This window comes from Citrobacter sp. wls717, from assembly GCF_005280955.1.
GTDB lineage: Bacteria > Pseudomonadota > Gammaproteobacteria > Enterobacterales > Enterobacteriaceae > Citrobacter > Citrobacter werkmanii.
Map to the genome: position 1 here is coordinate 162,848 of NZ_SZWW01000007.1, position 14,550 is coordinate 177,397.

A 14,550-nucleotide genomic window follows, 5' to 3' on the forward strand; every position below is an offset into this window, starting at 1 on the left:
CTCTGCGGATATTAAAACGTCAGGGTTTCACCATCTTCCGGCACGTTGACGCATTGCGCAATCTGGTTGTCGCTGGCGTATGACTTCAGCGCGGCGCGGGTCAACAAACAGTGGTTTATCGCCTCCATATGCGTGGCCACAATTTGTGCGTTGGGAAGGGTGAAGTGGGTTTTTAGTACATCTTCTGCACCCATAATAATTGGGCCAAAACCGATAACGTGGGCAAAACCGGCGTTCAAAATCACCACGTCCGGTTGGAAAGTCAGCATGTTGGCTTCCACTTCGTCACGCCAGATAGTGTCTCCAACCAGATACAGCGTTTTTTCCGCCGGATGCTGAAAGATTACCCCGCAGGCATCGCCTAAACGTTCCGCCATTTGCGGGATGGCGTAAGCGCGATCTGAGCCATGCTGGCCGCCGGTTTTACGCAGGATGATGTCGCCCAGCGTGGTGTTGTGCGTCAGTACGATCAGGTGTGTGAAACCCTGATCTCGCAGTACCTGCGCATCTTGCTCATTTTGCACGTAAATCGGTTTGTCTTTCGGCACGACGCGTGCTGCAACCTCATCCCAGTGATCTTCATGCAGGTGGGTCACGATCAGCGCGTCAACGTTGAGCAGGGTGTCGATATCGACGGGCAGATCGACGGTTGGGTTGCGGATCTCCGCACGTGCCGTTCCGGCAAAGCCCGGATAAGCACTTTTTGCCGCCAGCATTGGATCGATTAGAAAGGTTTTGCCGCCAAAGGTGATGCGCTGCGTGGCGTTGCGGATTTGCGTGATGTTCATGGTGTTTGCTCCACGTGTTGGGTCAGTGGTGTCATCGTAGAGTGTTGTGCATAAGTTGAATGTGGGCAAATGGGCGACTAGCGATGGGATTGGGCCAAAAGAGTAAGAATAATTTAATTTAAAAATACAAGAAATCCTAAAATGCAATAGGAGTGAAGTGAAACAGCACTTAATGTCTTTACTTTTGTTTACATTTTGTGCTTTTTTAAAATGGTCGGCTGTGCTTTGCAGTCAAGTTCGCTTTCGTACTTTTTTGGAGGGTGGGGTGAAGTTCAGGGATGAAAGAAAGTTGGCATTACTGATTGGGATGTTAATTTTACCCTTCACAACTGTTTCTGCCGCACCACTCTCTCCTGCGGATCGTAATACCATTCAGCAGCAACAGCAGCAGCTACTTAATGAAAACCAGCGCCAGCGTGAAGAGCTGGAGCGTAGCGTTACGTTGCCTGTAACCGTAACGCCGAAAACACCAGCCCGGGCTGAAGGGCCGTGTTTTATGATTTCGCGCATTGATATTGACGGCGCAACGAAGTTGTCCGCCGCTGCCTCGGCAAAGCTTATCGCGCCGTGGGTGAATCAATGCCTGGATATTCCCCGTCTGACGGAACTGACAAATGCAATTTCCGACTGGTATATCAGCCGAGGCTATATCACCAGTCGCGCCTTTTTAACCGAACAGGATCTCTCCTCCGGGGTGCTGCATATCGCGGTGCTTGAGGGGAAATTGCAGCAAATACGTCTGGAAGGCGTCCCATCGCGCACTCTGCTGATGACCTTTCCCGGAATGGAAGGAAAAATTCTCAATCTGCGTGACATTGAACAAGGGATGGAGCAGTTGAATCGGGTTCGCCAGACGCCGGTGGAAATTGAAATTTTGCCGGGCAGTCAGCAGGGGTTCTCAATAGTTAACCTCACCGCCACGCCAGAATTTCCACTCAATGGTTCAGTAAGTTTTGATAACAGCGGGCAAAAGAGCACCGGAACCGGGCAACTCAGTGGCGCGTTATTTTTCAATAATATGCTCGGTCTGGCAGATAAATGGTTTATCAGCGGTGGACGCAGCAGCGATTTTTCCAGTAGCAAAGATGCGCAGAACTTTGCTACTGGCGTGAGTATTCCTTATGGCTACGGACTGCTTGATTACAGCTACAGCTGGAGTAACTACCTCAGCACTATTGATAACAATGGTTATGCCTGGCGTTCCACTGGTGATAGCGAAACCCATCGGTTGAACGGATCCTGGGTTTTGTTTCGCAATGGTGATGTCAAGACCGCTGCATCGCTGGGTCTCACGCATCGAATTAACCGTAACAGATTGAATGATGTCCTGCTGGAAACCAGTAGCCGCAAGCTTTCCAGTGTTTCGCTGGGTATCAACCATACGCAAAAAATTGCTTCTGGCGTTGCGACGTTTAACCCTTCATTCACCCAGGGCGTGCCGTGGTTTGGCGCAGAGGATGACAACGATAAACAAGGGGATGTGCCAAGGGCGGAATTTCGCAAATGGAGCGTCAATGGCAGTTTTCAGCGCCCGTTGGCAGAAAGAGTGTGGTGGCTCAGCAGCGTCTATTTTCAATGGTCTGTGGACCGACTCTACGGCAGTGAACGCCTGACGCTGGGCGGAGAAACCTCAGTTCGCGGTTTTAAAGAACAATACATTTCTGGAGATAACGGCGGCTACTGGCGCAACGAAGTGAATTATTCGCTGTTTACGTTGCCGGTATTCGGACAGATTGGCGCGATGGCGGCATTCGACGGCGGCTGGCTGAAACAGGATAGCGCTGACAGGTATGCCTCCGGCACGTTGTGGGGGGCTGCGCTGGGATTAACCAGCTCAGGGCGCTGGTTCTCCTCTCAGTTTACCGTAGGAACGCCAGTTAACTATCCGGACTGGCTAGCCCCGGATCATCTCAATGTGTATTACCGCGTTGCGGTGGCATTTTAAGGAACAAGGGTGATGAAAAAGGATCAGGTTCGTTTTTCCCAGCGTTTGCTAAGCGGCATGTTAAGTTTTCTGCTGGCTACCCAACCACTGCTCCCGGCGATGGCTGCCGTCATCACGCCTGAAGGCAATACGCAGATAGATAAAGCCGCCAATGGTGTTCCGGTGGTGAATATTGCCACACCGAACCAGTCCGGGATTTCACACAATAAATATAACGACTACAACGTGGGAAAAGAGGGGCTGATCCTTAACAACGCGACCGGGCAATTTACCCAAACCCAGCTTGGCGGCATTATCCAGAATAACCCAAACCTACAGCCAGGAAAGGAAGCTTCAGGGATCATCAACGAAGTTACCGGCGCTAACCGTTCACAACTGCAGGGCTATACCGAAGTCGCGGGGAAAGCCGCCAACGTCATGGTCGCTAACCCCTATGGCATTACCTGTAATGGTTGTGGATTTATCAACACGCCTAACGCCACCCTGACCACCGGTAAACCTGTGTTGGACGCCAATGGCAACCTGCAGTCGCTGGAGGTAAGCAAGGGCAGTATTACCATCGAAGGTAAGGGGCTGGATGGTAGCCAGAGCGATGCAGTGTCGATTATTGCCCGCGCCACGGAAATCAATGCTGCGCTACACGCCAAAGATTTGACAGTTATCGCTGGGGCGAATCGCGTTGCGGCGAATGGCCAGACGAGCCCGCTGAATGGCGAAGGAGAAGCACCGAAAATCGCGGTAGATACCGGCGCGTTAGGCGGCATGTATGCTAATCGAATTCATTTGGTCTCCAGCGAGAAAGGGCTGGGGGTCAACCTCGGGAATCTGAATGCCCGTCAGGGTGATATCACCCTCAATGCTAACGGGAAATTAACGATCGGCAACAGTCTGGCAAATGGTGGCCTTTCCGCCAGGGGCGAAGGCGTCACGTTGACCGGCAGCCATAAGACCGGGAGCGGGATGGCCATCAACAGCACCGGAGCGTTAGCGCTACAGGATGCAAATCTCTCCAGCGGCGCAAACGTGCAGTTGGGTAGCGATGGCAAGGTGACGATCGATGGTGGTGGGATTGCCGCAGCTGGCGAGTTGCAGGTGGCTGCTAAACAGGATGTAGCCGTTGCTGCAACCACTCTGGTTAGCCAGAAAAACACCTCACTGCGCAGTGACGGCTCGCTGACAGTCACCGACGGCAGCCTGACCAGTAAAGAAAAACTGGATGTCGAGGGTACTAATGGACTGACGCTGACCCGTTCCACGCTGGGTAGTGATGCTGATGTTAGCCTTAACAGTAAGGGCTATCTGTCGGCGAAAGGGGGATTGCTCTCAGCAGGTAATGGATTAACGCTGAAGGCGCAGCGCATAGCACTGGATAACGCCAGTCGGGCCGATGCGAAAGGCGCATTAAGCCTGACCGGTAGCGAAATGAACAACCAGGGACAGGTCAATGCGGGAGATGCTTTATCTCTCTCTGGTGACCACCTCGTTAATGGTGGTCAACTGGCGGCAAACGGCAGTCTTGATGCTTCTGTCAGCAGCCTTAGCAACACAGGTCTGATGCAGGGTAACAGCGTATCGGTCCGCAGCGGCTCGCTGGATAATATGGGCACGCTGGCGAGCGGCAGCCAGCTTTCAGTACAGACGGCAGCGCTGAACCAGCAGGGGATCCTGAGCGCGAAAAACGATGCGGATATCCGGGCTGATGCCACGCTGCGTAATAGTGGAAAGTTGCTCTCTGATGGCACTCTAACGGTGCAGGCCGCGTCAGTTGAACAATATGGCGTCCTTTCTGGCAACCAGGGGGTAACGCTCAATGCTGAAAATCTCACCGCCGCGAAAGATTCGTTGATCGCCGGGCAACAAAACATACAGTTAAACGTTACGCAAAACCTTAACCTGAACGGTCAGGTTAATGCCGCCGGTGCGCTTAACGTCGGCGCAAAGCAGCTGACTACCGGCAAAGATGGCCATTTACAGAGCGGTCTGGACCTTGCGATTACCGGCAACAGCGTGACGCTGGACGGCGTACAGGCGGCAAAAGGTTCGCTGGATGTGACGGCTGACCGGCTCAGTCATGGCGGAAAATCCACCGGGGCACGCGTTGGTTTCAGCGCGCAGCAGTCAGTTGATAACCATGGCGAACTGTTGGCAGACACCCTGACGCTCAGCGCGGCGACGCTGACTCATAACGGCAGCGCCAGCGCTGAACGCATCTCGATTATTGCACCTGAGCTGCTGACCAGCGGCGGCTCTCTGATAGCCGACACGCTAACTCTCCACAGTCAGCATGTTGTGAATAGTGGTCTGATGCAGGGCAACGCGGCAATGGACCTGCAGATTGATAAGTTAGATAACCTGAGCGGCGGCACGCTCTATGCCAGGCATTCTCTGGCGCTGGATATACCGTATCTGACCAACCATGGGCTGATTACCAGCGACGGTTCATTGCATCTCCATGGTCGCCAGTTGGTTAACGGCGGAGAAATTAACGGCGTTAATCTGCAAAGTGAATATGCGACGGTAAAAAACGAAGCCGCGGGGCGCCTGCTGGCGGACACGTCATTGTCTGTTAACGGACAGCAGACAGATAACCTCGGACTCATGGCCGCCGAAATGCTCGCGCTGAACAGCCAGGACGTGAAAAACGACGGGAATGTGTTGTCGGTGGGGGAATTGAGCCTGAAGAATCAGACTCTGCACAACACCGGCTTGCTGCAGGGCGGCACGCTGAATCTGGAAGCAAATACGTGGCAAAACAGCGGTAATGCGCTGGGTGAAACGGGGGTAACGGCGACAGTACACGACGCGTTCACTAACCAGGGCAAGGTACTCAGTCAACAGGGTATGACACTGCATGCCGCCAGTGCGAATAACAGCGGAATGCTGGCGGCGAAGGTGCTGGCATTACACGGCGATCTCAGCAACAGTGGGATCCTGCAGGGGGATCAGGCGCTCGCCTGGGATGGCAGTCGCTTCACTAACCTTGCGGGTGGGCAGGTGACCAGCGGTGAAGATCTACAGCTTAGCGGAAAACGTTTCGAAAATGATGGCCAACTGGAGGGCCGTACGGCGGCGATCAGACTGGATAACCTGCACAATAGCGGCAGCGTTCAGGCACTGGATAGCCTGAAAATTCAGGCTAACGGGCGACTGGATAACCAGGGATCGCTGCGCAGTCTCAACCTGTTCGAGCTGGCTGCGGCGCAGTTGTTTAACGACAACACGATTGCAGCAAAATCCCTGAGTATTTCCGTGCCGGAGCTTATGAATAACGGCATTGTGCAGGGTAATTCGGCGCTACAGCTCACCACCCGCAATCTGTTCAATGGTCAGCAGGGGCAACTGGTCAGCGGCGCGGGGCTGGATTTAGGCCTCGACTCACTGGAAAACCACGGTCTGCTGCTGGCGAATACCGGCTTCACGCTGCGCGGCAGCACATTAATTAACGCAGGTGATATTCAGGCCGACTCCCTGAACCTGACGCTGGCAAACTCGGTTGAAAATCAGGGGAGCCTGGTGGCGAAACAGGGGGCGTCGATGAATACTGCATCCCTGGATAACCGCGGTACGCTGGCGGCGACAAGTGTCGCTCTGGATGGAAAATCAATCCGTAACAGCGGACGGGTGCAGGGCAACGACAGTACCTCGGTTTCTGCGAATACCTTCACCACGGATACCACAGGTAAATGGCTGGCCGGTAATGCGCTGTTGGTGCATACCGGTGCGATGGAAAACGCCGGCGTACTGCAGGGAAATACCCTGACATTTACTGCCGACTCGCTGAATAACAGCGGCGTGCTTAACGGTTTACATGGCCTGGAAGGCAGGCTATCCGGGCGACTTACCAACCCCGGACACATTCAAAGTGGCGGCGCACTGACGCTTACGGCTGATGATATCAACAGTGCCGGACGTATTGCCGGTGACAGGCTGACTCTTGCTGCCTCGACGTTAAACAATTCAGGCCTGTGGCAGGGGACGAACGGGCTTGCGCTGTCTGGCGATGTACTCACGACGGGGATAACCTCCCGTACGCTGAGCGGCGGCGCGTTGACCTTTGATGCTGGCAATATAACGACGCAAGGAACGCTGCAGGGGCAGCAGCTCACGCTGACCGCTGATAACTGGCTGCACAAAGGATCGCTGATAAGCCTGGGTAATCTGACGGCTACTGTAAACAACGGCCTTACCACATCAGGCGATGTGATGAGCCATGGTGGAATGTCACTAACCGCGCAGCAGCTTGATAACAGTGGAAGGCTGCTCAGCGAGAGCGACGTAACGCTCGACGGCGCACAGTTCGATAACAGTGGCGCGGTACAGGGAAATACACTGACCTTGCAGCAAAACCGGATCCACAATCAGGGCACGCTGACCGGCCTGCAAAGCCTGACGCTGGAGGCTCGTCAGCGTCTGATGGCGCGAATGGCGATGGCTTCACCGCAACAGGAATTGATTAACGCAGCAGGTGGTTCACTGCTGACGCAGGGAGCGCTGAAGCTCACTTCTGGCGATGTGACGAACAATGGCACGTGGCAGGGACAGTCCGTTCTGCTCAGTGCGCAAACGCTGACAAACAACGGGGCAATACAAAGCGCCGACGCCCTGCAGCTTACGCTCGCAAATAACCTGACTTCTGCGGCCGGCAGCAAAATTACCGCCCTTGGTAACGCGACGCTACAGGCGCTTTCTCTGACTAACTCGGGGCAATGGACGGCGAAAAATCTTACGCTGAAGGGGGCAACCCTTGATAACAGCGCGGCGATTAGCGGCGTAAATGCGCTCACGCTTGCCATGAACGGCGCGGTCAGGCAGCAGAAAGCGGGCAGTATGCTGAGCGGCGGCGCGTTGGATCTGACTGCGGCGTCAGTCACCAACGATGGAAAAATTCAGGGTGCGACGTTGGGCATGACGACCGGCGCATTGACCAACAGCGGACGACTACAAGGGGATAATGGCGCAACGCTGTCGCTGAGCGGTGGTTTGATAAACCAGGCTTCCGGGGAGATTGTCAGCCGCCAGGGGCTTTCGCTTTCTACGCCAGTGCTGTCCAACTACGGTTTAATGCAGGGCGGTGGAGAGACCCATCTTAACGCCACAACACGCGCGCTCAATGACGGCAAACTGCTTTCTGGCGCGGGAATGACTCTGACGACGGCAGAATATTCCGGCGCAGGCTGGTTACAGGCGACAAACCTCATTCTGAATGCGGCAACGGCCACCAATGACGGTAACTGGCTGGCCGACAGCGCCACGCTTGCAGGGACCCGGTTTACCAACCAGGGAACCGCGCAGGCCGGTCAACTGGCGGTGAAATACGCGCAACTGACGAATAACGGTACGCTGTTAGGCAACTCGCAACTGAGTGTGAATGCCAGCGAAGTTAATCAGAATGCGGCAGGGAAACTGTTCAGCGGCGGCGACCTGTTCGTTGAAAGTCGCGGGCTGGGTGCGTTGGGACAGGTGGTTGCGCTGGGTAATCTGACGCTGAAGCTGGTGAATGGTTTTACTGCGCAAAGCGCTTTTGCCGCGGGTAAAACACTGACCATTACCAGCGATGGCGCTATCGACAACCGTAGCGTGCTTCAGGGGCAATCGCTCAACCTGACGGCGGGCGGACAGCTCAGCAATAACGGGCAAATTACAACTGGCAGCGGCGTCAGTTATCTTAGCGGCGACAGCGTGGCGCTCAATGCCGCCGGAACGTTACAGGGCGGTGGCGATATTACGCTGACCAGTCGCGGTAATATTTCAGTCGCTGGTTTCACCGGAACGCGTGGCTCTCTGACGCTCAATGCACCGGGCGCCATCGTCAATACGGCGCTGTTGTACGCGGCAAATAATCTGGCGCTTTATGCTAACACCATCACCAACCAGCGCGGCGATATCCTCGCGGGCAACAATCTGTGGATGCAACGAGATTCTGCGGGCAATGCCAACAGCGAAGTGGTCAACACCTCCGGCAATATCGAAACCCAGAACGGTGATATCACGATAAAAACAGGACATCTGCTGAACCAGCGAGATGGGTTGAAAACAAACCAGACACAAATAGCTGGAGCAAACAATATTCCAGGGATAGGTAATGCGACTGTTGCGATAGATATCAGTCAGATGGCAGAAGGTACCTATGGCGTTAATGGTTACTCCTATGAGGTACAAACCAGCTCCTGTAGTGCGAATGCCTCCTGTAATATTCGTCATTATTACCAGTATTACTACGCACCGTTTAAAGACACGGCGACGCAGAAATTCATTTCCAGCCAGCTAAAAACAGAGGTTTCCAGCTCTGGCGGCGCAGCTCGTATTTCATCAGGGCGAAATCTGTCAATTGGCGCAAACGCGCTGGATAACGCAGCCAGTACTATTCTGGCAAATAATAATATTGACCTTTCAGGAAGCACATTCAATAACCAGAGCTGGCAGTCCGGGACGCTTACTGATTATCTGGTTTATACCTATTCTCCAGAGAAATACTCCAATAAACAGTTTGCTGTAGATAACGTTGATGTTTTACCTCCGCGTTATAACGAGGGGAGAAACAGTAAAGGTGAAACTATTGTGCTTCCTAAAGAACGCACAATAACATTTACCCTGGAAGGGCATGACCGGGTTCAGGAAGGGGGAGAAACGTACCGTTCGGTGATTCAGGCGGGCGGTAATGTAAACGCCAGGTTTACTACTTCTATTGGCAACGAAAACGCAACCTCTGGTGGTGGACGGGTTAGCAATACCATCGTTACCCCAACCCTCAACACCCTCAGCAACCAAACCATCAGTAATGGGGTGCAAAAGCAGGCGTTGGCAGGCAATGACACGGTGAGCGTCAGTTCCCCTCAGTGGAACGATCGACTGCATGACGCATTGCAGCAGATTAACGGCGGAGGCGCGCTGGAAAGCGGCGGCGTATCAGATTCTACGCTCAACCCTGTTTCTACCACGCAGAAAGGTAACGCCAGCCTCGGCCAACTCAATGGCCTGATTAACCCAGGCGAGAAGGGCGTGAATACTGCCGGGCAAAATCAGGGCAAAACGGTGGATACCAGCGCGTATCCGTTGCCTTCCGGAAAGAACGGGTATTTCGTCGTCTCTGACGATCCGAAAAGCCCGTACCTGATCAACGTTAACCCGAAACTGAACGGTCTTGGTCAGCTCGATCCCAGCCTGTTTGGTGATTTGAATGCGATGCTGGGTATCAAACCTGGCGAAGCGCCGCGTGAAACCAATATTGCGTATACCGATCAAAACCAGTTCCTTGGGTCGGCCTATATGCTCGATCGTCTCAAACTGAACCCAGAATATGACTACCGTTTCCTCGGTGATGCGGCGTTCGATACCCGCTATGTCAGTAACGCCATGCTGAATAAGACGGGAAGTCGATACATCAACGGTATTGGTTCTGACCTTGACCAGATGCGTTATCTGATGGATAGCGCTGCCAGTACCCAGCAGTCGCTGGGACTGACATTTGGGGTGGCGCTGACGGCCGATCAAATCGCGTCCCTTGAGCACAGCATGCTGTGGTGGGAAGCCGCGACCGTCAACGGTGAAACGGTAATGATACCGAAGCTGTATCTCTCGCCGAAAGATATCACCGTAAACAACGGTAGCGTCATTGCCGGGAATAATGTTCAGTTGACCAGCGGGAATATCACCAACTCCGGCAGTACGCTGTTGGCGAGAAACGATCTCACCCTCGACAGCCAAAACAGTATTAATAACCTTAACAATAGTCTGATGCAGGCCGGGGGCAATCTCGACCTGAGCGCGATGGGTGATATCAATAACGTCAGCTCCGCCATCAGCGGAAAAACGGTGGCGCTGGAAAGTCTGGGCGGCAACATCAATAACCTGACGCTGGCGGAACAGATTGATGTGAGTGCCAGGGATAAATACCGCAATGTGAGCTTTAAAGATACGTTGCTGGGGTCTGTGGCATCCATTACCGCGCAGGATGGATTGTCGCTCTCGGCAGGTAAAGATATCACCGTTACTGGCGCGAATCTCTCTGCAGGCGGTTCATTGCTGATGGATGCGTGGGGAGATATTGCGGTAAATGCCAACCAGATTAACGATGCCCGGAGCCACTCCGGACGCTGGATAACAGAGACGGGGCGTTCGTCAGTGGACTGGCAGGGTAGCACCATCAGTTCGGGCGGTAAGCTCGGTATCAATGCCGGAAATAACCTCAACGTCACCGCCAGCGATGTTAACGCGGGGGGGAATGCTCAGCTTACAGCGGGTAACGATCTTAATCTGAATGCGGGCACCACTCAGCAAAGTAGCCGTAACGGCGGCAGTGAATCGCACAGCACCGGGCTTTCCCGTACCACCGTTTCGGCGGGTGACAATCTGCTGTTGAAAGCGGGTCAGGATATTAATTCCCATGCGGCCGGGCTGGCTGCGGAGAATGATGTCGGTCTGCTGGCCGGGCGAGATGTCAACCTGCTGGCTGAAGCAACGACAGACGGCGACAGTTATCGTGCGAAGAAGAAAACCGTGGTCAATGACGCCGTACGCCAGCAGGGAACGGAAATTGCCAGCGGCGGCGACGCCGTCATTATTGCCGGGCGTGATGTAAACGCACAGGCAGCGGATGTTACGGCGCAGGGCGATATCGGCGTAACGGCAGGCCGGGATGTGAATCTCACGACCGCCACAGAGAGCGATTATCACTACCAGGAAACCACGAAAACCAAAAAAGGATTCCTCAGTAAAAAGACTACCCATACGATTGAAGAAGACAGCGCTACGCGGGAAAAAGGCGCGCTGCTGAGTGGGAACAATGTGACGGTCGCCGCCGGGAATAACATTCTGGTACAGGGCTCAGCCGTTGCCGGTGACGGCAATGTGGCGCTGGGAGCTGGCAACAATGTGGATATCGTTGCTGCCACCAATACCGATACTTCATGGCGCTTTAAAGAGACTAAAAAGAGCGGTCTGATGGGGTCGGGCGGGATCGGTTTCACTATCGGTAGCAGTAAAACGACGCATGATCTGCGTGAACAAGGCACCACCCAAAGCGAGAGCTTCAGTACTGTCGGCTCAACGGGGGGCAACGTCAGTATCACCGCGGGCCAGCAGGCACATCTCGGCGGCGCGGATATCATCGCCCAGAAAGATATTGCTGTTCGCGGCGACAGCGTACTTATTGAACCGGGTCATGATAAACGCACCCGTGATGAGAAGTTTGAGCAGAAAACCAGTGGACTGACGGTGGCGCTGTCGGGGGCTGCTGGTGCTGCGATAAACAGTGCAGTACAAACCGCGCAGGATGTGAAAGATGAGAGTGATGACCGGCTTGCAGCGCTGAAGGCTACGAAGGCGGCGCTTTCCGGCGTGCAGGCGGCGCAGGGTGTTGCAGTTGCTCAGGCCGGTGGCGATCCGAATAACGGTATAGGCGTTAGCATTTCCCTGACTTCCCAGAAATCAAAATCTGAGCAGCATGCCTGGAGTGATACTGTGGCAGGCAGCACCCTGAATGCAGGTAACGACCTGGCTATTGTGGCGACGGGTAAAGGTCAGAGCGGAAACAGCGGCGATATTCTGATTGGCGCAAGCCAGTTGAAGGCGGGTGGGGGTACCACGCTGGCGGCAGCGAACGATATCGTACTGAGCGGAGTGGCAAACACCCAGCAGACGGCCGGGAAAAACAGTAGCAGCGGTGGTGGTGTGGGCGTCAGTATTGGCGGGGGGGCTAATGGCTATGGTATTGGCGTCTTCGCTAATGTGAATGCGGCGAAAGGGCATGAGAAGGGTAACGGTACATCATGGGCTGAGACCACGCTTGATAGCGGTGGCACGGTATCGATGGCCAGTGGTCGTGATGCCATTCTGAATGGCGCGCAGGTCAGCGGCGATAAAGTGGTGGCGAATATTGGTCGCGACCTGTGGATGAGTAGCCAGCAGGACAGCAACGACTATAAATCGAAACAGAACAGCGTAGCAGCAGGCGGCAGTTTTACCTTCGGCAGCATGACCGGTTCGGGCTATATCAGTGCCAGCCAGGACAAGATGAAAAGCACTTATGACTCGGTGCAGGAGCAGACCGGGCTTTTTGCTGGCGATGGCGGATTTGATGTGGTGGTGGGACGTCACACACAACTGGACGGTACGGTAATCGCCTCGACGGCGCCAGGGGATAAAAACAGCCTTGATACCGGAACGCTGGGGTTCAGGGACATTCACAACGAAGCAGACTTTAAGGTCAGTCATTCAGGAGCCAGCCTGAGCGGCGGCGGGGCTTTTGGCGGCGATCAGTTTAAAGGTAACATGCCGGGTGGAATGATTTCAGCCGCTGGCAACAGTGGCCACGCGGAAGGCACGACGCAGGCGGCGGTGGCAGACGGCACCATAACTATCCGTGATAAAGCCGGTCAGAAGCAGGACGTGGCGAATCTGAGCCGTGATACGGAACACGCCAACGGCAGCATCAGCCCGATTTTCGACAAGGAGAAAGAGCAGAACCGGCTGAAAGCGGTGGGACTCATCAGCGACATTGGCGGTCAGGCAGCCGATATCGCCAGGACCCAGGGAGAGATTATTGCGCTCAAAGAGGCGCGGAGGGACAATCCAAATCTGCCAGCGGATAAGCTGAAAGATACACCGAAGTACAAGGAAGAACTGGCGAAGTATGGCACGGGCAGCGATATTCAGCGGGGAATTCAGGCGGCAACGGCGGCGCTTCAGGGGCTGGCTGGCGGTGATGTGGGGGCCGCGCTGGCGGGGGCATCGGCACCAGAGCTGGCGAATCTGCTTAAATCGACAGAGGGCAATACTGCGGTAAATGTCATTGCCCACGCGATACTGGGCGGCGCAGCGGCTGCGATGCAGGGTAACAGCGCGGCAGCGGGTGCAGCGGGTGCGGCAACGGGTGAACTTGCGGCCCGGGCGATTGCAGGTATGCTGTATCCTGATGTGAAGGACCTGTCGCAACTGCGTGAGGATCAGAAGCAGACCATCAGCGCGCTGGCAACGATATCAGCAGGGATGGCCGGTGGTCTGGCAGGAGACAGTACGTCATCAGCCGCAGCAGGTGCGCAGGCCGGGAAAAATGCAGTTGAGAATAACTCGCTCAGTGGCTGGGAGAATCTGCCAAAAGGGTTGACGGATGTTATCAACTCTCAGGGATCGCTGGGAGGGTCAATGATTCGGGCTGGAGCTTCTCCTGATGAAATTACGGCGGCCTTAGTGAAAAATGCCCAAGGACAGACGCCGGAAGGACAAGATCCTGTTAAAGGCTTACTGTCTGCATGGGGGAACTTCTTCGGGGTTCCGTTAGATATTGTTCTCTCAAATGAGCAAATGACGCCTCAAAAAGCTGCTGAGATAATATCCAGTGGAGTTCCAACCAGCGAAGCAAAATTAATGCAATATGTGGCGGCTAAAGCATTTTTTACCGTCGCGAAAAGCACCGATCTTGGTTTATCTGCTTCCAATCAAAAGTATGTTGACATTTTGTCTCCAGAAGCTAAACAACATATTTTGTTTGGCGATAGTCCAACTAGTGGTGGTCATCTCTATCCCGGAAACCCTGGGAAAACGGTTTATCCAAAAGACTGGTCAGCTGACAAAGTTGTACATGAGATAGGTGATATAGCAACGTCGCCTGATACCAAATGGTTTGCTCAGACAGGAACCGGTGGTATGTATACCGCTAAGGGCGATCCTGCCAAATGGGTCGCATATGAAGTCAGAGATGGTGTCCGTATTCGTGTTGTTTATCAACCGGCTACAGGGAAAATTGTTACAGCCTTTCCCGATAATAAACCTGTACCTCCGGCATCGAAACCAATAAAAAAATAGGAAGGGATTTATTAA

Annotated in this window: 3 protein-coding genes; 2 read left to right on the forward strand and 1 reads right to left on the reverse strand. The window is 54.2% G+C overall.

Features of this window, described 5'->3' with window-relative positions; genetic code table 11:
- Window positions 1-11 precede the first annotated feature (11 nt).
- A complete protein-coding gene (locus FDX09_RS05535) occupies window positions 12-788 on the reverse strand; it encodes an MBL fold metallo-hydrolase (protein ID WP_069323911.1) in 777 nt (258 codons plus the stop codon).
- A gap of 307 nt (window positions 789-1,095) precedes the next feature.
- Between FDX09_RS05535 and FDX09_RS05540 the strand changes: the two genes are divergently transcribed.
- Window positions 1,096-2,733 (forward strand): ShlB/FhaC/HecB family hemolysin secretion/activation protein, encoded by a 1,638-nt coding sequence (locus FDX09_RS05540; RefSeq protein ID WP_249359987.1) that lies wholly within the window; start codon window positions 1,096-1,098, stop codon window positions 2,731-2,733.
- A gap of 12 nt (window positions 2,734-2,745) precedes the next feature.
- Window positions 2,746-14,535, forward strand: coding sequence for a hemagglutinin repeat-containing protein (locus tag FDX09_RS05545; protein ID WP_249359982.1), 11,790 nt, complete (start codon window positions 2,746-2,748; stop codon window positions 14,533-14,535).
- The last annotated feature ends 15 nt before the right edge of the window (window positions 14,536-14,550 follow it).